The sequence below is a fragment of the Variovorax sp. 10N420 genome (genome assembly GCF_056394705.1).
The window spans coordinates 1-18,338 of sequence record NZ_JBFTIJ010000021.1; the positions used below are offsets into that span (position 1 = coordinate 1).

General features: G+C 61.3%; 14 protein-coding genes and 2 tRNA genes. All 16 read left to right on the top strand.

The window, feature by feature from the left end; genetic code table 11:
* On the top strand, nt 1–148 hold a 148-nt coding region (locus AC1DEK_RS28635; protein ID WP_478099174.1), incomplete at its 5' end, for an EF-Tu C-terminal domain-related protein.
* 14 nt (nt 149–162) lie between these two features.
* Nucleotides 163–238: transfer RNA gene (locus tag AC1DEK_RS28640), tRNA-Trp, on the top strand.
* Nucleotides 239–338: 100 nt separating this feature from the next.
* On the top strand, nt 339–722 hold the full coding sequence (secE, locus tag AC1DEK_RS28645) for a preprotein translocase subunit SecE (protein ID WP_478128712.1): 384 nt from the start codon (nt 339–341) through the stop codon (nt 720–722).
* Nucleotides 723–1,319 (top strand): transcription termination/antitermination protein NusG, encoded by a 597-nt coding sequence (nusG, locus tag AC1DEK_RS28650; RefSeq protein ID WP_478128713.1) that lies wholly within the window; start codon nt 723–725, stop codon nt 1,317–1,319.
* Nucleotides 1,320–1,466: 147 nt separating this feature from the next.
* Nucleotides 1,467–1,898 carry a 50S ribosomal protein L11 gene (gene rplK / locus AC1DEK_RS28655; RefSeq protein WP_478128714.1) on the top strand — a complete coding sequence of 144 codons (432 nt, stop codon included), beginning with the start codon at nt 1,467–1,469 and terminating at the stop codon, nt 1,896–1,898.
* Nucleotides 1,899–2,597 carry a 50S ribosomal protein L1 gene (gene rplA, locus AC1DEK_RS28660; RefSeq protein ID WP_478128715.1) on the top strand — a complete coding sequence of 233 codons (699 nt, stop codon included), beginning with the start codon at nt 1,899–1,901 and terminating at the stop codon, nt 2,595–2,597.
* 248 nt (nt 2,598–2,845) lie between these two features.
* Nucleotides 2,846–3,376 carry a 50S ribosomal protein L10 gene (rplJ, locus tag AC1DEK_RS28665; RefSeq protein WP_478128716.1) on the top strand — a complete coding sequence of 177 codons (531 nt, stop codon included), beginning with the start codon at nt 2,846–2,848 and terminating at the stop codon, nt 3,374–3,376.
* A 43-nt stretch (nt 3,377–3,419) separates the two neighbouring features.
* Nucleotides 3,420–3,794 carry a 50S ribosomal protein L7/L12 gene (rplL, locus tag AC1DEK_RS28670; protein WP_478128717.1) on the top strand — a complete coding sequence of 125 codons (375 nt, stop codon included), beginning with the start codon at nt 3,420–3,422 and terminating at the stop codon, nt 3,792–3,794.
* A gap of 249 nt (nt 3,795–4,043) precedes the next feature.
* Nucleotides 4,044–8,168 carry a DNA-directed RNA polymerase subunit beta gene (gene rpoB, locus AC1DEK_RS28675; protein ID WP_478128718.1) on the top strand — a complete coding sequence of 1,375 codons (4,125 nt, stop codon included), beginning with the start codon at nt 4,044–4,046 and terminating at the stop codon, nt 8,166–8,168.
* Nucleotides 8,169–8,188: 20 nt separating this feature from the next.
* Nucleotides 8,189–12,427, top strand: coding sequence for a DNA-directed RNA polymerase subunit beta' (gene rpoC / locus AC1DEK_RS28680; RefSeq protein ID WP_478128719.1), 4,239 nt, complete (start codon nt 8,189–8,191; stop codon nt 12,425–12,427).
* A gap of 95 nt (nt 12,428–12,522) precedes the next feature.
* Entirely contained in the window at nt 12,523–13,113 is a 591-nt protein-coding gene (locus AC1DEK_RS28685; RefSeq protein WP_478128720.1) for a LemA family protein, read from the top strand.
* A gap of 53 nt (nt 13,114–13,166) precedes the next feature.
* Entirely contained in the window at nt 13,167–14,516 is a 1,350-nt protein-coding gene (gene rsmB, locus AC1DEK_RS28690; protein ID WP_478128721.1) for a 16S rRNA (cytosine(967)-C(5))-methyltransferase RsmB, read from the top strand.
* Between the two features lie 97 nt (nt 14,517–14,613).
* A complete protein-coding gene (locus AC1DEK_RS28695; protein WP_478128722.1) occupies nt 14,614–15,126 on the top strand; it encodes a DUF4390 domain-containing protein in 513 nt (170 codons plus the stop codon).
* Nucleotides 15,123–17,447 (top strand): sensor histidine kinase, encoded by a 2,325-nt coding sequence (locus AC1DEK_RS28700; protein ID WP_478128723.1) that lies wholly within the window; start codon nt 15,123–15,125, stop codon nt 17,445–17,447. The genes AC1DEK_RS28695 and AC1DEK_RS28700 overlap by 4 nt, the downstream gene beginning before the upstream one ends.
* An 80-nt stretch (nt 17,448–17,527) precedes the next feature.
* Complete coding sequence (locus tag AC1DEK_RS28705) at nt 17,528–18,223, top strand: response regulator (protein WP_478105071.1); 696 nt, start codon at nt 17,528–17,530, stop codon at nt 18,221–18,223.
* A gap of 18 nt (nt 18,224–18,241) precedes the next feature.
* Nucleotides 18,242–18,317 (top strand) — tRNA-Phe (locus AC1DEK_RS28710).
* Nucleotides 18,318–18,338: the final 21 nt, after the last annotated feature.

Genomic DNA, 18,338 nt, shown 5'->3' on the forward strand with positions numbered 1-18,338 from the left:
CAAGGAAATGGTCATGCCGGGCGACAACGTGTCGATCACAGTGAAGCTGATCAACCCGATTGCCATGGAAGAGGGCCTGCGCTTCGCAATTCGCGAAGGTGGCCGCACCGTCGGCTCGGGCGTCGTGGCAAAGATCCTCGACATCTGATTTAAGGATCGCGAAGGGGTATAGCTCAATTGGCAGAGCGTCGGTCTCCAAAACCGAAGGTTGTAGGTTCGATTCCTACTGCCCCTGCCACCTGAGGGTGGCCTCTAAAAGCCCGTCATGCCCTGACGGGCTTCGGCGTCTCAGATGGCGCTTTGAATGAAGGCTGAAAGGCCCAGGAATATTGCCCAAGATGGCTTCTTCTCAAATCGAAACGGTTAGCACCAATGCGGACAAAGCCAAGCTGGCTATGGCCGTTGTCCTGGCCGTGGGCGCCATCGTGGCGTTCTACTTGCTGGCTCGACAGGGCGCGGTGGTGCAGTGGGTGGCTTTGCTCATCGGTCTTGCTGCCGCTGTGGGGGCTTTTGCGAGTTCCGAAAGCGGCCGCCAGCTGTGGGCCTTCGGTCGTGATGCGTGGCGAGAGGTCAAGAAGGTGGTCTGGCCGACGCGTAAGGAAGCGATCCAGATGACCGCCTATGTGTTTGCCTTTGTCGCAATCATGTCCATCTTCCTGTGGCTCACCGATAAGACTCTTGAATGGGTATTTTTCGATCTCATTCTGGGTTGGAGAAAATAAATGACTGACGATGTGGTCGAAGCTGCGCCGGAAGGTGTGCCTGTGCTGGCTCCAGCCGCCAATCCCGACTTCCGCTGGTATGTGGTTCATGCGTATTCAGGCATGGAGAAGGCGGTTGAGCGCAACATCACCGAGCGCATTGCGCGCGCCGGCATGCAGGACAAGTTCGGCCGAATCCTGGTTCCGACTGAGGAAGTAGTCGAAATCAAGAACGGTCAGAAGCGCACGACGGAACGACGCTTCTTTCCAGGCTACGTCTTGGTCGAAATGATCATGGACGATGAAAGTTGGCATCTGGTGAAGCACACCAACAAGGTCACCGGATTCGTTGGCGGCGCAAAGAATAGGCCTGCTCCGATTTCGCAGAAAGAAGTCGAAGACATCGTCAGCCAAATGCAGCAGGGCACTGAAAAGCCGCGTCACAAGGTTGAGTTCGTGGTGGGCGAATTCGTGCGCGTTAAGGAAGGCCCATTCACTGACTTCAATGGCACTGTCGAGGAAGTCAACTACGAGAAGAGCAAGGTACGCGTCTCGGTCATGATTTTTGGCCGTGCCACGCCAGTCGAGCTCGAGTTTGCGCAGGTCGAAAAAACCTAAGTGAAACAAGCGCGATCCGCACCGTGTGGCCGCGAGATTTTTGTTTCTTGCTTCTCCGGCTCGGCAAGAAACTTGGACAAAGAGTCGTTAACCCCGGGGAGCCAAGGCTAAAGAAGCCTAGGCGTTATCACCCGCAAGGAGAAAAGCATGGCGAAAAAAATCGTCGGCTTCATCAAGCTGCAAGTGCCAGCTGGTAAGGCCAATCCATCGCCGCCAATCGGACCCGCCTTGGGTCAGCGCGGCTTGAACATCATGGAGTTCTGCAAAGCATTCAATGCGCAGACCCAAAGTGTCGAGCCAGGCTTGCCGTTGCCCGTGGTCATCACGGCATTCGCGGACAAGAGCTTCACCTTCATCATCAAGACGCCTCCGGCCGTCACTTTGATCAAGAAGGCGATCAAGCTTGATAAGGGTTCTGCACGTCCTCATACCGACAAGGTCGGAAAAATCACTCGGGCACAGCTCGAAGAAATCGCCAAGACCAAGATGAAGGATCTGACTGCTGCCGATCTCGACGCCGCGGTTCGTACCATCGCCGGTTCGGCTCGCTCGATGGGCGTGAATGTGGAGGGCGTGTAAATGGCAAAGATCACCAAGAAGCAAAAGGCCCTCGAGGGTAAGGTCGATAGCGGCAAGCTGTATCCGCTCGCTGATGCGCTCGGTCTCGTGAAGGAAGCCGCCACGGCGAAGTTCGACGAGTCCATCGACGTTGCGGTGCAGCTCGGCATCGATGCGAAGAAGTCTGATCAAGTTGTGCGTGGCGCCGTGGTGATGCCCAACGGTACCGGCAAGACCAAGCGCGTGGCCGTGTTCGCCCAGGGCGCCAAAGCTGAAGAAGCCAAGGCCGCTGGCGCCGACATCGTCGGCATGGACGACCTGGCCGCGATGGTGAAGGCTGGCGACATGCCTTTCGACGTCGTGATCGCCGCGCCGGACGCGATGCGCGTGGTCGGCACGCTGGGCCAGATCCTCGGCCCGCGCGGCCTGATGCCGAACCCGAAGGTCGGCACGGTGACGCCCGACGTCGCGACCGCCGTCAAGAACGCCAAGGCTGGCCAGGTCCAGTTCCGCGTGGACAAGGCTGGGATCGTGCACGGCACGATCGGCCGCCGTTCGTTCGACAACGACAAGCTGCAGGGCAACTTGGCTGCGCTGATCGACGCCCTGGTCAAGGCCAAGCCGGCGACCAGCAAGGGTGTTTACCTGCGCAAGGTGGCGGTGTCTTCGACGATGGGTGTGGGTGTCCGGGTGGACACGCAGACTATCGCCCAGGGCTGATGTATTTGTTCGGCTGCCGATCTGCGGTGGCCGGACGATGTGGTGGGTCGGAGTCGCGTCAATCGCAACCCCGGGCCATCCAAGACCGCTGGCGTGCAGGGATGCCTGTACTTAATCGCTCCACTTCGTGTGGCGGCCAGCGCAGATGGCGATCCCGCTGCAATGGAGTTCATTTCCGGAACAGTTGGTCGCTGCGTGAAGCGCGTTCTGAGGCTCCAGCCGAGGGGCGCATTTAAAAGGAGTAGACCTTGAGTCTGAATCGCAGTGAGAAAGAAGCGGTCATCAGTGATGTGACCAGCCTCGCCGCAAAAGCTCAAACGCTCGTGATGGCGGAATACCGTGGAATCACGGTTGCCGATATGACCAAACTGCGCACCGACGCGCGCAGCAAGGGCGTGAGCCTCAGCGTGTTGAAAAACACTCTGGCACGCCGTGCTGTCGCCGGTAGCTCATTTGAGATCATCGGCGACCAGATGACCGGTCCGCTGATCTATGGCTTCTCCGAAGACGCTGTGGCCGCCGCGAAGGTGGTGGCCGATTTCGCGAAGACCAACGACAAGTTGGTCATTCGCGGCGGCGCCTTCGGCGGCAAGGCCTTGGACGTCGACGGCGTGAAGCAACTGGCAAACATTCCTTCGAAGGAAGTGTTGTTGGCGCAGTTGCTGGGCTTGATGCAATCCCCAATCTCGCGCACGGCCCGTGTTTTGGCCGCTCTCGCAGAGAAGCGCAGTGGTGGCGAAGCACAAGCCGAAGCACCGGCGGAGGCGCAGGCCGCTTGAGCCTTGCGTTTTGATAATTCAACCCAATTGTTAGGAAACAAAAATGGCATTCGATAAAGACGCATTTCTGACCGCGCTCGACGGCATGACGGTCTTGGAACTCAACGACCTGGTTAAGGCCATCGAAGAGAAGTTCGGCGTGAGCGCCGCGGCAATGTCCGCTCCTGCCGCTGGTGGCGGCGCCGCTGCTCCCGTTGCAGAAGAAAAGACCGAGTTCAACGTCATGCTCATGGAAGCAGGCGCGAATAAGGTTTCGGCGATCAAGGCAGTTCGCGAAATCACCGGCCTGGGCCTCAAGGAAGCCAAGGACCTGGTGGAGGCGGCTCCCAAGGCTGTCAAGGAAGGTCTGTCCAAGGCTGACGCCGAAGCCGCCAAGAAGAAGCTGGAAGACGCTGGTGCGAAGGTGGAACTGAAGTAATTCAGCTTCCCTTGAGGGCTGGAGTGTGCCGGAAGGCCCTCCAGCCTTTGCCGCTTTCAGAGCGCACCCAAAAGCCGCTGCGGTTGCACGGTTTTTGAGTGTTTTCTGACCCCGACTGCAGAAGACCCCTTGGTTCGGGTGATGTGCAACGCATCACTGTCCGCCAACGGCTGGTAGTGGCCAGCCGCCAAGCAGTGATGCGAAAGCATTGCTGACAAGTCGCTGAAGATCTCAAGCTCCGGAGCTCTCATGGCCCAAACGTCCACTTACAGTTACACCGAACGCAAGCGCATCCGAAAGAATTTCGGTAACCGCGACAGCGTCGTCGAAATCCCCTACTTGCTGCAGATGCAGAAAGACGCGTACACCGCTTTTCTGCAAGCCGGAGTGCCGCCCCAGAAACGCACTGTCGAAGGTTTGCAGGCTGCGTTCGACGCAGCGTTTCCAATCGTCTCGCACAACGGTTTCGTCGAGATGAAGTTCCTCGAGTACAACCTCGCGAAGCCTGCGTTTGATGTGCGCGAATGCCAAACCCGCGGCCTCACGTTTGCTTCGGCCGTTCGTGCCAAGGTCCAACTGATCATTTATGACCGTGAGTCGTCGACCTCACAGTCGAAGGTGGTCAAGGAAGTCAAGGAACAAGAGGTCTACATGGGCGAAGTGCCGCTCATGACGGACAAGGGCTCGTTCATCATCAACGGCACCGAGCGCGTCATCGTCTCTCAGTTGCACCGCTCTCCAGGCGTGTTCTTCGAGCACGACAAAGGCAAGACGCACAGTTCGGGCAAGCTGCTGTTCTCGGCTCGGGTGATTCCGTACCGTGGCTCCTGGCTCGACTTCGAGTTTGATCCGAAGGACATGCTGTACTTCCGCGTCGATCGTCGCCGCAAGATGCCAGTCACGATCCTCCTGAAGGCGATCGGCCTGAACCCGGAGTCGATCCTCGCGAACTTCTTCGTGAACGACAATTTCCGTCTGATGGACAGCGGCGCGCAGATGGAGTTCGTCTCCGAACGTCTCCGCGGCGAAGTCGCGCGCTTCGACATCACTGACAAGTCGGGCAAGGTCGTGGTCGCCAAGGACAAGCGGGTCACTGCTCGCCACACGCGTGAACTCGAGCAATCGGGCACCACGCACATCAGCGTGCCGGAAGACTTCCTGGTCGGTCGCGTCGTGGCCCGCAACATTGTGGACCCCGATTCTGGCGAAATCCTGGCGAAGGCCAACGACGAGTTGACCGAAGCGCTGCTCAAGAAGCTGCGCGCCGCCGGCGTGCAGGACGTGCAGGCGATCTACACGAACGAACTCGACCAAGGTGCCTACATTTCGCAAACGCTTCGTATCGACGAAACCGTCGATGAGTTCGCTGCGCGTGTGGCCATCTATCGCATGATGCGTCCCGGCGAACCGCCGACGGAAGATGCGGTGCAAGCCCTCTTCCAGCGCCTGTTCTACAACCCGGACACGTACGACCTGTCGCGCGTCGGCCGCATGAAATTCAATGCCAAGGTCGGCCGCGACGAATCGACGGGCCCGATGGTCCTGACCAACGAGGACATCCTCGCGGTCGTCAAGATCCTGGTGGACCTGCGCAACGGCCGTGGGGAAGTCGACGACATCGACCACCTTGGCAACCGCCGTGTTCGTTGCGTCGGCGAACTGGCCGAGAACCAGTACCGTACCGGCCTCGCCCGTATCGAGAAGGCTGTGAAAGAGCGTCTCGGCCAAGCGGAACAAGAACCGTTGATGCCGCACGACTTGATCAACAGCAAGCCGATTTCGGCAGCGCTGAAGGAATTCTTCGGTGCGTCCCAGCTGTCGCAATTCATGGACCAGACCAATCCGCTGTCCGAGATCACGCACAAGCGTCGCGTCTCGGCCCTCGGCCCGGGCGGTCTGACTCGTGAGCGCGCTGGCTTCGAAGTGCGCGACGTGCACGTGACGCACTATGGCCGCGTGTGCCCGATCGAAACGCCTGAGGGGCCGAACATCGGTCTGATCAACTCGCTGGCTCTTTACGCTCGCCTGAATGAGTACGGCTTCATCGAGACCCCGTATCGCCGCGTGGTGGATGGAAAGGTCACGAACGAGATCGACTACCTGTCCGCCATCGAAGAAGGCAAGTACGTCATCGCTCAGGCCAATGCCGCGCTCGACAAGGATGGCAAGCTGACGGGCGACCTGGTTTCAGCTCGCGAGACTGGCGAGTCGATCCTGGTGAGCGCCGAACGCGTCCAGTACATGGACGTGTCGCCCGCCCAGATCGTTTCGGTGGCTGCTTCGCTCGTGCCATTCCTCGAGCACGATGATGCGAATCGCGCGCTAATGGGCGCCAACATGCAGCGTCAGGCTGTGCCTGTGCTGCGCCCCGAAAAGCCTTTCGTCGGTACGGGCATCGAGCGCGTCTCGGCAGTCGATTCGGGCACCGTGGTGACCGCCACCCGCGGCGGAACCGTCGACTACGTCGACGCGACCCGCATCGTAGTGCGTGTGAACGACGCTGAAGCGGCGGCCGGCGAAGTCGGGGTGGACATCTACAACCTGATCAAGTACCAGCGCTCCAACCAGAACACCAACATCCATCAGCGGCCCATCGTCAAGCGCGGCGACAAGATCGCCAAGGGCGACGTCGTGGCTGACGGCGCGTCGACTGATCTTGGCGAACTGGCGCTTGGCCAGAACATGCTGATCGCCTTCATGCCCTGGAACGGCTACAACTTCGAGGACTCGATCCTGATCAGCGAGCGTGTGGTTGCCGAAGACCGCTACACCTCAATCCATATCGAGGAACTGGTGGTGATGGCCCGCGACACCAAATTGGGTGCAGAGGAAATCACGCGTGACATTCCGAACCTCGCCGAGCAGCAGCTCAATCGGCTGGACGAATCCGGGATCATTTACGTCGGCGCCGAGGTGCAGCCAGGTGACACGCTCGTCGGCAAGGTCACCCCCAAGGGTGAGACCACCCTCACGCCTGAGGAGAAGCTGCTCCGCGCGATCTTCGGCGAGAAGGCTTCCGACGTGAAGGACACCTCGCTGCGCGTTGACCAAGGCTCGCAGGGCACCGTCATCGACGTGCAAGTGTTCACGCGCGAAGGCATTACCCGCGACAAGCGCGCGCAGCAGATCATCGACGACGAGCTGAAGCGTTTCCGCCTCGACCTGAACGATCAACTGCGCATTGTTGAGGCCGACGCATTCGACCGCATCGAGAAGCTCCTGACGGGCAGGGTCGCCAACGGTGGCCCCAACAAGCTGGCCAAGGGCACAAAGCTCGACAAGGCCTATCTGTCGTCAATCGAAAGGTTCCACTGGTTCGACATTCGCCCGGCGGAAGACGAAGTCGCTGCGCAACTCGAGTCGATCAAGAACTCGCTCGAGCAGACGCGCCATAGCTTCGACCTCGCGTTCGAAGAAAAGCGCAAGAAGCTGACGCAAGGCGACGAATTGCCCGCGGGCGTGCTGAAGATGGTCAAGGTCTACTTGGCGGTCAAGCGCCGGCTGCAACCTGGCGACAAGATGGCTGGCCGTCACGGCAACAAGGGCGTCGTCTCGAAGATCGTTCCGGTCGAAGACATGCCCCACATGGCCGACGGTACGCCATGCGACATCTGCCTGAACCCGTTGGGCGTGCCTTCGCGCATGAACGTGGGTCAAGTGCTGGAAGTGCATCTGGGTTGGGCCGGCAAGGGCATCGGACAGCGTATCGGCGACATGCTGCAGGCTGAGGCCAAGGTGGCTGAACTGCGCAAGTTCATGGACCAGCTCTACAACGGTTCCGGTCGCAAGGAAGACCTCGGCAAGCTGAGCGATTCCGACGTGCTCGAAATGGCAGAAAACCTGTCGCAGGGCGTGCCTTTTGCGACGCCGGTGTTCGACGGTGCTTCGGAAGAAGAAATCCGCGGCATGTTGAAGCTTGCCTATCCCGAGGACATCGCCAAGCTCAAGGGCCTGACAGAGACCCGTACCCAAGCCTACCTGTACGACGGGCGTACCGGCGACCAGTTCGAGCGCCCTGTCACTGTTGGGTACATGCACTTCCTGAAGCTCCACCATTTGGTGGACGACAAGATGCACGCTCGCTCGACCGGCCCGTACTCGCTCGTCACGCAACAGCCGCTGGGCGGCAAGGCGCAGTTCGGCGGCCAGCGTTTCGGCGAAATGGAAGTGTGGGCGCTGGAAGCTTACGGCGCTGCCTACGTCCTGCAGGAAATGCTGACCGTGAAGTCCGATGACGTGCAAGGCCGTACGAAGGTGTACGAAAGCATCGTCAAGGGCGAGCACTCGATCGAAGCCGGCATGCCGGAGTCTTTCAACGTGCTGGTCAAGGAAATCCGTTCACTGGGGCTCGACATCGAGCTCGAGCGTTCTTAATTGAAAAGGGAAAGAGTCTTATGAAATCGCTACTCGACCTGTTCAAGCAATTCACTCCGGATGAGCATTTTGATGCCATCAAGATCGGCATGGCCTCGCCCGAGAAGATCCGCTCGTGGTCTTTCGGCGAAGTGAAGAAGCCCGAGACGATCAATTACCGGACCTTCAAGCCTGAGCGCGATGGCCTTTTTTGCGCGAAGATCTTCGGTCCGATCAAGGATTACGAGTGCCTGTGCGGCAAGTACAAGCGCCTGAAGCACCGCGGCGTGATCTGCGAGAAGTGCGGCGTTGAAGTCACCCAGACCAAGGTGCGGCGCGAGCGCATGGGTCACATCGACCTGGCCGCTCCCTGTGCTCACATCTGGTTCCTGAAGTCGTTGCCGTCGCGTCTGGGCTTGGTGCTGGACATGACCCTGCGCGACATCGAACGCGTGCTGTACTTCGAAGCTTACGTGATCACCGATCCTGGCATGACCCCGCTCAAGAAGTTCGGGATCATGTCCGAGGACGACTATGACGCGAAGCGCAAGGAATACGGCGACGAATTCATCGCCAAGATGGGCGCAGAAGGCATCAAGGATCTGCTGATGGGCATCGAACTCGACAGCGAGATCGAGAAGCTGCGCGGCGACCTGACGGGTTCCGAAGTCAAGGTCAAGAAGAACTCCAAGCGCCTCAAGGTGCTGGAAGCCTTCCGCAAGTCGGGCATCAAGCCCGAGTGGATGGTTCTCGACGTGCTGCCAGTGCTGCCTCCGGACCTGCGTCCGCTGGTGCCGCTGGACGGCGGCCGTTTTGCGACCTCCGACCTGAATGACCTCTATCGCCGGGTCATCAATCGCAACAGCCGCCTTCGCCGCCTTCTCGAACTGAAGGCGCCGGAGATCATCGCGCGCAACGAAAAGCGGATGCTCCAGGAAGCAGTTGATTCGCTTCTGGACAACGGCCGCCGCGGCAAGGCCATGACCGGTGCCAACAAGCGTGCACTCAAGTCGCTGGCCGACATGATCAAGGGCAAGAGCGGTCGCTTCCGCCAGAACTTGCTGGGCAAGCGCGTCGACTACTCGGGACGTTCGGTCATCGTGGTGGGGCCGACGCTCAAGCTGCATCAGTGCGGCTTGCCGAAGCTGATGGCGCTTGAGCTGTTCAAGCCCTTCATCTTCTCGCGCCTCGAAGCCATGGGCATTGCAACCACCATCAAGGCGGCGAAGAAGGAAGTGGAAAGCGGCACGCCAGTCGTGTGGGACATCCTTGAAGAAGTGATCAAGGAACACCCGGTGATGCTGAACCGCGCACCGACGCTGCACCGCCTGGGCATTCAAGCCTTCGAACCGATCCTGATCGAAGGCAAGGCAATCCAGCTGCATCCGCTGGTTTGCGCGGCCTTCAACGCCGACTTCGACGGTGACCAGATGGCCGTCCACGTCCCGCTGTCGGTGGAAGCGCAGATGGAAGCCCGCACGCTCATGCTGGCATCCAATAACGTGCTGTTCCCCGCCAACGGCGAACCGTCGATTGTGCCATCGCAAGACGTGGTGCTGGGTCTGTACTACACCACCCGCGATCGCATCAACGGCAAGGGCGAAGGCCTGATGTTCTCGGACATCGGCGAAGTCCAGCGCGCGCTCGACGCCAATGTGGTCGAGCTCACCGCGAAGGTCAGCGTGCGAATCACGGAATACACGAAGGACAAGGACACGGGCGAATTCACTCCATCGACCTCCCTCGTCGACACGACGGTCGGCCGCGCGTTGCTGTCCGAGATCCTGCCGAAGGGCTTGGCGTTCTCGAACATCAACAAGGCACTGAAGAAGAAGGAAATCTCCAAGCTCATCAATGCTTCGTTCCGGAAGTGCGGCCTGAAGGAGACCGTCGTGTTCGCCGACAAGCTGTTGCAGAACGGCTTCCGCTTGGCGACCAAGGCAGGCATCTCGATTGCAATCGACGACATGCTGGTGCCCGCCGAGAAGCACGGCATCATCGACCGCTCCGCCAAGGAAGTGAAGGAGATCGAGCAGCAATACGTGTCCGGTCTCGTCACGTCGGGTGAACGCTACAACAAGGTGGTCGACATTTGGGGCAAGGCCGGCGACGAGGTGTCGAAGGTCATGATGGCCAAGCTGTCGAAGGAGAAGGTCCTCGATCGCCATGGCAAGGAAGTGGAGCAGGAGTCCTTCAACTCCATCTACATGATGGCCGACTCGGGCGCGCGCGGTTCCGCAGCGCAAATTCGCCAGGTCGCAGGTATGCGGGGTCTGATGGCCAAGCCGGATGGCTCGATCATCGAAACGCCAATCACGGCCAACTTCCGTGAAGGCCTGAACGTGTTGGAGTACTTCATCTCCACTCACGGTGCCCGTAAGGGCCTGGCTGACACTGCGCTGAAGACCGCGAACTCCGGCTACCTGACACGTCGCCTGGTCGACGTCACCCAGGATCTGGTGGTCATCGAACAGGACTGCGGCACGCAAGACGGCGCAGTGATGCGCGCGATCGTCGAAGGGGGTGAGGTCATCGAATCCCTGCGCGAGCGCATCCTGGGTCGCACTGCAGCCGAGGACATCTTGCACCCGGAAACGCGTGCAGTGCTGGCGAAAGCAGGCGACATGCTCGACGAAGATGTGATCGAGGCGCTCGAAGCCGAAGGCGTTGACGAAGTCAAGGTTCGCACGGCGCTGACCTGCGCGACACGCTTCGGCTTGTGCGCAAAGTGCTATGGCCGCGACCTGGGCCGCGGTGGCCTGGTGAACAACGGCGAAGCGGTCGGCGTGATTGCTGCCCAGTCGATCGGCGAGCCCGGCACTCAGCTGACCATGCGCACCTTCCATATCGGTGGTGCGGCATCGCGTGCGGCTGTTGCCTCGAGTGTCGAAGCGAAGTCCAACGGCGTGATCGGCTTCAATGCCACCATGCGCTACGTGACCAACAGCAAGAGCGAGCTGGTCGTGATTGCGCGTTCGGGCGAGATCGTCATCCATGACGAGCATGGCCGTGAGCGCGAGCGTCACAAGGTGCCGTACGGTGCCACGCTGGCCGTGAAGGCCGATCAGCAGATCAAGGCGGGCCACGTACTGGCCAACTGGGATCCGCTGACGCGCCCCATCATCACGGAATTCGCCGGTACGTCGAAGTTCGAGAACGTCGAGGAAGGACTCACGGTCGCCAAGCAGGTGGACGAAGTCACCGGCCTGTCGACACTGGTGGTGATCGATCCGAAGCGTCGCGGTGCGGCCAAGGTCGTGCGCCCGCAGGTGAAGTTGATCGATGCGTCCGGCGCCGAGGTCAAGATCCCCGGCACCGATCACTCGGTGACCATCGGCTTCCCGATTGGCGCCCTGGTGCAGGTGCGCGACGGCCAGGACGTGGGCCCCGGCGAAGTGCTGGCGCGTATTCCGGTCGAAGGCCAGAAAACTCGTGACATCACCGGCGGTCTGCCGCGGGTGGCCGAGCTGTTCGAGGCGCGTTCGCCGAAGGACAAGGGCATGCTGGCGGAGATGACTGGTACGGTGTCGTTCGGCAAGGAGACCAAGGGCAAGGTACGCCTGCAGATCACCGACCCGGAAGGCAAGGTCTGGGAAGAACTCGTGCCGAAGGAAAAGAACATCCTCGTGCACGAAGGCCAAGTCGTGAACAAGGGCGAGTCCATCGTCGATGGCCCGGCAGACCCGCAGGACATCCTGCGCCTGCTAGGCTCCGAAGAGCTGGCGCGCTACATCGTCGACGAGGTGCAGGACGTGTATCGCTTGCAGGGCGTGAAGATCAACGACAAGCACATTGAGGTGATCGTTCGCCAGATGCTGCGTCGCGTCGTGGTCGAGAACCCCGGCGATACCAACTACATCGCCGGTGAACAGGTCGAACGTAGCGAGATGCTCAACACCAACGACGCCCTGCGCGCCGACGGCAAGATCCCCGCGACGTTCACCAACCTGCTGCTCGGTATCACGAAGGCATCGCTCTCGACCGACAGCTTCATCAGCGCGGCATCGTTCCAGGAAACAACGCGCGTGCTGACGGAAGCCGCGATCATGGGCAAGCGCGACGAACTGCGCGGTCTGAAAGAAAACGTCATCGTTGGCCGCCTGATCCCCGCAGGCACCGGCATGGCTTACCACCAGGCACGCAAGGTGAAGGACGCGATGGACGAAGCCGAACGTCGCGCGATCGCTGAGGCCGAAGCAGCCGAGTTGTCCGGTTCGGCAGCCGCCGCGGACGAAGCCACCACGACGGCCGACGCCAGCGAAGGCGCCGCAACCGAATAGTTGGTTAGCATCGCCGGACATGACCGGTAGCAAACGCCCCCTTTCCGCTCGCGGATCGGGGGCTTTTCTTTTTCTTCAACGCCATGCTTGACTAGATGAACGGCCTGCCCGACTCTCTGCCGTACTGGATTGGCGGCGCCCTCGCGCTGTTCTGGTTCGTCGGCGCCTACAACCGGCTCATGCGGCTACGCTCAGCGGCATTGAATGCATACGCGATTCTTGACGCGGCGCTGGCTCGTCAGCTCGAGTTCGTCCTCGCCCGCTCCGCCCAGGATGAAGAGCCCTCCGCAGTGCAGGCGGCTCCGGGTGCGTCGCTGCAAGCTGCCGCCAATCAGCTCTCGACCCTTATGACGACCACTCGCCTTCGTCCTTTGGACCCGGCAAGTGTTGCCGCAATGAGCACCGCGATGCACGTGATGGTCAGCGCATGGCAGCGCTTGTATCCGGACGCCGTGGTCAGTTTCGAAGCCGACGGCACGTTGTCGCGACCGGCCACACTGGAGGGCAAAGATGAGTCTTCCGAAGGCTCCGTCCCCATTGCTTGGCCGGAACCCTCGGCGGCTGCCGAAATGGCTCGCAGCCAGTTCAATCTTGCGGTCGGCAGGTACAACGCCGCCATTACCCAGTTTCCAGCTCTCCTGGTGGCGTGGATCATGCAGCTCAAAGCCGCAGCCCCGCTGCGCTGATCACCTGCTGCGGCTGACGCATTGCCCATTAGCCCAATTACCATTGACCTCATTTGCCAGATCTTTCAGATTCCAACTTCGCATCGCCGCCGCTCTGGCGCCAGCTCCAGCTTGCCTCGTCGGCCTTGGCTTCGATCCGCGCCGGCGTTTCCGGCTCTGCCGCCTTTGAAGGAGTAGAGCCCGCCCTGCGGCCAGGCGTGCAGGCGCTCGGATTTCAGGTGCTGCGGTGGCTCGGCCGTGCCGAAGCGCTACGCCGGCACCTGGCGAAGCGAACGCCTCCGCCGGCCGCGGACGCGCTGCTTTGCACCGCGCTCGCGCTGGCGTGGGATCCCGAGCGGTCACCCTATGAACCCTTCACGCTGGTTGACCAGGCGGTCGAGGCCGCCAAGCGCAATCCAGGCACCAGGGCCCAGGCAAGCTTCATCAATGCCTGTCTTCGACGGTTCTTGCGCGAGCGCGAAGAATTGGTGGCGGCTACCGAACACGAGCCCGTGGCGCAATGGAATCATCCGCGCTGGTGGATCGAGCGGCTGAAGCGAGATCACCCCCGCGAATGGCAACGCGTCTTGGCCGCGGACAACGCGCAAGCGCCCATGACACTGCGCGTCAACTTGCTGAAGACGGATGTGGCGACATATCTGCACGCGCTGGAGGCAGCAGACCTGCCCGGGATGCCTGTTGGTGCCAGCGGTATCCAGCTGGTACGCGCCCGACCGGTCCAGCAGCTGCCCGGCTTTCTCGACGGCGCGTGCTCAGTACAGGATGCCGCAGCGCAGATCGCTGCGCCACTTCTTCTGGACGGCCTCGAGAAAGGGTCGGCGCCATTGCGCGTGCTGGACGCGTGTGCCGCGCCCGGCGGCAAGACTGCGCATCTGCTTGAGCTGGGCGCGTCGGCCAGGATTGACGTCACCGCGCTCGAGGTGGACGCGGGCCGCAGCCGCCGAATCGACCAAACCCTCTCGCGTCTGGGAATGAGCGCGAAAGTTGTCATTGCTGACGCCTCTCGTCCTGCGGAATGGTGGGACGGTTTACCGTTCGATGCCGTTCTGCTCGATGCGCCGTGCACTGCTTCAGGCATCGTCCGGCGGCACCCTGACGTGCGCTGGCTGCGGCGGGAAAGCGATATTGGCCAGCTCGCGCTCCAGCAGGCGATGCTGTTGGCCGCCCTTTGGCCGCTGGTGCGGGCGGGAGGCCGATTGCTGTATTGCACCTGTTCGGTGTTTCGCGAAGAAGGCTCGCACCAAATTGAGGCGTTCCTTGCGCACAACACCGACGCCCGTTTACTGCCTTCGCCCGGGCATTTGCTCCCCCAAAGCGGGGTGAATGCGCGTGGCGTCCCGGACAATCCGTTGGGTGATCACGACGGTTTCTTCTACGCCCTGCTCGAGAGGCTGCAGCGCTGACAAACATTCCGCGACCTGGCTGGCCGTGCTGCTGGCGTTCGTCTGGGTGTTGGCCTGGTTTCCGGGAGCGGTCGCAGCAGAGACACATGGCGCCTCCGTGACCCAGATGCGGCTCGAGGAGGCCGATGACGGCGTGTATCTCACCGCTCAAGTGCAGTTTGAACTGTCACCTCTGGTCGAAGAGGTCCTGGACAAGGGTATCGCGATCTATTTCGTGGCAGAGGCGGAACTCTACCGGGAACGCTGGTACTGGACGGATCTCAAAGTGGCACAAGCTTCCCGATACATGCGGCTGGCCTATCAGCCGCTCAGCCGTCGATGGCGCCTCAACGTGTCACCCGTACCTATCACCAACGCAGGTTTCGGCGTTTCGTTGAACCAGAACTTCGAGACTCTCGCGGAAGCCCTCGAGGGCGTGCGCCGAGTCGGCCGCATGCGCTTGGGCGACATTTCCGAGATCGGTGACGGGCCGAGTCATCCGGTCATGTTCCGATTTCGCCTGGACACTTCGCAGCTGCCGCGTCCATTCCAGATTGGCGCTTTCGGCCAGTCGGACTGGGATATCTCCGTTGAAAAGACCACGCGGCTCCCGCTGGAGAAGGCCCGGTGAGCACCGAACCGCGCAGCGGCTCCCGGTCTCCGGCGGCACGTCGCTCTCGCGCTGTCCGATGGGCCATCGGCGTCGGTGCCGCGATGGTGACCGCCATCGGCCTCGTGTTGATGTTCCTGCTGGCGCAAGCCACCAACAACCGCGCGTTCTACGAGCGCAATTACGCGCGGCTTTTCTACATCAACGTGGTTGTGGCGGTGGTGTTGATCCTCGTCATCGGCTGGGTGGCGTTCAGGCTTCTCAGCCGTTTGCGGCAGGGCAAGTTCGGCAGTCGGCTGCTGATCAAGCTCGCCGCCATCTTTGCGCTGGTCGGCGTCGTGCCGGGCATGCTCGTCTACGTGGTGTCCTATCAGTTCGTCGCGCGCTCGATCGAGAGCTGGTTCGACGTCAAGGTGGAGGGCGCTCTTGATGCAGGCCTGAACCTCGGCCGCGCCACCCTGGACTCGCTGTCAGACGACCTGATGAGCAAGACAAAGACGGCCAGCGCGCAGCTCGCCAACGTCTCGGACGCAGGCGCCGGGCTGGTGCTCGAACGCATCCGCGACCAGCTGGGAGCCACCGACGTTGTGCTCTGGACCGGCAATGGCCAATTGGTCGCTGGTGCAGGCGCGTCGCGCTTTCAGCTGAATCCCGAGCGGCCTACGCAGCAGCAATTGCGGCAGGTGCGCGCCGATCGCGCCGTCGCGCACATCGAAGGGCTTGACGAAGCACCGGCGCCAGGCGCGGCAGCGCCACCGCCTGCGAGCGTGCGGGCCATTGCTCTGGTGCAAAGACAGGGCTTCGAATTCAACACGGAGCCACGCTTCCTGCAGGTCACGCAGCCTCTTCCCCCGGCAGTCGTCGCGAACGCTTTGGCGGTGCAAGAGGCCAACCGTGAGTACCAGGAACGGGCGCTCGCCCGTGAAGGCCTGCGCCGGATGTACATCGGCACGCTCACGCTCACGCTCTTTCTCGCGGTGTTCGGCGCGGTGCTGTTGGCCGTGCTCTTTGGCAATCAGCTTGCGCGGCCCCTTCTCGTCTTGGCCGACGGCGTGCGCCAAGTGGCCGGGGGGGATCTTCGTCCCACTGCCGTACTGCAGGGCAAGGATGAACTCGGGGGGCTGACTCGTTCGTTCGCCGTCATGACCCAGCAACTGGCCGATGCGAGGGGGGCGGTCGAAAAAACGATGGGCGAACTGGATGCCGCCCGCTCGAATCTGCAAACAATTCTGGATAACCTGACGTCGGGTGTGATCGTGCTTCATGCCGACGGAGTCATCGTCTCCACCAATCCGGGCGCCACGCGCGTGCTGCGGGTGCCACTGGCAGCTTACGAAGGCCAGCACTTGTCCGAAGTGCCGGGCTTGTCCGAATTCGCTCAAAGCGTGCAGCAGCAGTTCGACGACTTCGACGTGGAACGGCTTCAGCATGGTCTCGATCATTGGCAGCACGCGTTCGAGCTTCACGCGCAAGGCGATGCGATGTCGGAAGACGCCATCAACATTGTGGCGCGCGGAGCGGAATTGCCAGAGGCAACGAGGTTGCTGGTGTTCGACGACATCTCGGAAATCGTGTCGGCACAACGTGCGCAAGCCTGGGGCGAGGTGGCGCGACGACTGGCGCACGAGATCAAGAATCCGCTCACCCCCATCCAACTTTCGGCGGAGCGCCTCGAGATGAAGCTCTCCGGCAAGGTCGCGGCTCCTGAGCAGGCGATTCTCACAAAGTCGGTCAAGACCATCGTCGACCAGGTCGATGCGATGAAGCGGCTGGTCAACGAGTTCCGGGACTACGCGCGCCTTCCGGCAGCCGACCTGAAGGCAGTCGACCTCAATGCACTGGTGGCGGACGTACTGCATCTCTATCCGTCCGAGAGCTCTTCGGTCCCCCTGCACCCTGAACTGGATGATCGTTGTCCGCCCATTCGTGCGGACGCACAGCAGATCCGGCAGGTCATTCACAACCTGTTGCAAAACGCCCAGGATGCTGCCGAGGTCAACGCCGCGCGGACGGGGCACAAGGGCGAGGTCGTCGTCCGCACTCGGCTTAGCGAATCCGGCCAGAGAGTACGCTTGACCGTACAGGACAACGGCGCGGGTTTTGCCGAGCACATCCTCAAGCGCGCCTTCGAGCCCTACGTCACGACCAAGTCCAAGGGCACGGGCCTCGGTCTGGCAGTCGTCAAGAAAATCGCCGACGAACACGGAGCGCGCATCGAACTTTCCAATCGTATGGTCGATGGGGCTGTGGTTGGCGCGCAAGTCTCGTTATCATTCGCGCTTGCGGGAGGACCGCAGGGAGCGGTTGCTCACACCGAGGACTTGAAGTCATCCGTCACCTGAGCGCACATGACGGCTCGGTCGGAAGGGCAGCGAGACGACTCCCCTAACTACACAAACATCGGCGCACATCTCAAGCACACATGGCAAACATCCTCGTGGTCGACGACGAGCTGGGTATCCGAGACCTGCTCTTCGAAATTCTCAATGACGAAGGCCACAACGTGGAACTCGCGGAGAACGCAGCCGAGGCGCGTGCAGCGCGTCAGCGCGCGCGTCCCGATCTCGTTCTCCTCGACATCTGGATGCCTGACACCGACGGCGTGACGCTGTTGAAGGAGTGGTCCGCCGCCGGCCTTCTGAGCATGCCTGTCGTCATGATGAGCGGGCACGCCACGATCGATACGGCAGTCGATGCCACTCGGATCGGCGCATTCGCGTTCCTCGAGAAGCCCATCACTCTGCAGAAACTGCTCAAGGCAGTGGAGCAGGGCTTGGCCCGTGAAAACGCCCGCCGCGCGGCTGCCAGCGTCGTGCCGCCGGCGAGCAGTTTCTCTGCCGTCGTCACAACCATAGGTGACAGCGCTCTGGTACCCGCCGCACCTCAGTTGTCACCGGCCGAATTGGGCCCGCAAGCCACGCAGAGCTTCGATCTCGATCGACCGCTGCGCGACGCACGTGACGGTTTCGAAAAGGCCTACTTCGAGTTCCATCTCGCGATGGAGAACGGCTCTATGACTCGCGTGGCAGAAAAGACAGGTCTTGAGCGAACCCATCTATACAGAAAGCTGAAGCAACTCGGTGTCGACCTGTCGAGAGGCCGCCGCAGCACTGTATAATCGCCGGCTGCACACCATGGCCCGGTAGCTCAGTTGGTAGAGCAGCGGATTGAAAATCCGCGTGTCGGTGGTTCGATTCCGCCCCAGGCCACCAGTCATCGTCCCTTGCAACTCA

What these genes read in the sequence shown, in the direction of transcription:
- secE (WP_478128712.1), top strand. Translation starts at nt 339, where the DNA reads ATGGCTTCTTCTCAAATCGAAACGGTTAGCACCAATGCGGACAAAGCC.
- nusG (WP_478128713.1), top strand. Translation starts at nt 723, where the DNA reads ATGACTGACGATGTGGTCGAAGCTGCGCCGGAAGGTGTGCCTGTGCTG.
- rplK (WP_478128714.1), top strand. Translation starts at nt 1,467, where the DNA reads ATGGCGAAAAAAATCGTCGGCTTCATCAAGCTGCAAGTGCCAGCTGGT.
- rplA (WP_478128715.1), top strand. Translation starts at nt 1,899, where the DNA reads ATGGCAAAGATCACCAAGAAGCAAAAGGCCCTCGAGGGTAAGGTCGAT.
- rplL (WP_478128717.1), top strand. Translation starts at nt 3,420, where the DNA reads ATGGCATTCGATAAAGACGCATTTCTGACCGCGCTCGACGGCATGACG.
- rpoB (WP_478128718.1), top strand. Translation starts at nt 4,044, where the DNA reads ATGGCCCAAACGTCCACTTACAGTTACACCGAACGCAAGCGCATCCGA.
- rpoC (WP_478128719.1), top strand. Translation starts at nt 8,189, where the DNA reads ATGAAATCGCTACTCGACCTGTTCAAGCAATTCACTCCGGATGAGCAT.
- AC1DEK_RS28685 (WP_478128720.1), top strand. Translation starts at nt 12,523, where the DNA reads ATGAACGGCCTGCCCGACTCTCTGCCGTACTGGATTGGCGGCGCCCTC.
- AC1DEK_RS28705 (WP_478105071.1), top strand. Translation starts at nt 17,528, where the DNA reads ATGGCAAACATCCTCGTGGTCGACGACGAGCTGGGTATCCGAGACCTG.